This is a genomic window from Siccirubricoccus deserti (assembly GCF_014283215.1).
GTDB lineage: Bacteria > Pseudomonadota > Alphaproteobacteria > Acetobacterales > Acetobacteraceae > Siccirubricoccus > Siccirubricoccus deserti.
This window is the reverse complement of the sequence record NZ_JACOMF010000274.1, coordinates 1-524: the sequence shown is the minus strand read 5'-3', so window position 1 is coordinate 524 and position 524 is coordinate 1. Positions and strand designations below refer to the sequence as shown.

The following is a 524-nucleotide window of genomic DNA, read 5'->3' as shown; positions in this document are numbered from 1 at the left end:
CGTGTTCCTCGATGAGACCGGCGCTTCGACAAACATGGTGCGCCGCTACGGCTGGGGGCCACGCAACGAGCGCTTGGTGGACACCACACCGCACGGCCATTGGCAGACCACCACCTTCGTCGCCGGCCTGCGCAGCACCGGCATCGTCGCGCCGCTGGTGCTGGATGGGCCGATGACAGGCGAGGCCTTCCGCGCCTATGTCACGCAGTTCCTCGTGCCGGCACTGAAACCCGGCGACGTGGTGGTGATGGACAACCTTGCCGCCCACAAGGTGGCCGGCGTGCGCGAGGCGATCCGCGCGGCGCGTGCCCATCTCATGCTGCTGCCCGCTTACTCGCCCGACCTGAACCCGATCGAGCAGGCCTTTGCCAAGCTCAAGGCCGGGCTGCGCAAGACAGGCGCCCGAACGCGCGAGGCGCTGTGGAACACCATCGGCCGACTGCTCGATATCTTCAGTCCCGGAGAATGCCGAAACTACCTCGCCAACTCAGGCTATGCGTTCGAGTAAACCAAAAATGCTCTAG

The 524-nt window shown here is 65.5% G+C and carries 1 protein-coding gene; it reads left to right on the top strand.

Features of this window, described 5'->3' with window-relative positions:
• Window positions 1–508, top strand: a 508-nt coding sequence (locus H7965_RS30290) for an IS630 family transposase (protein ID WP_186774132.1), incomplete at its 5' end; no start/stop codon positions are given.
• Window positions 509–524: the final 16 nt, after the last annotated feature.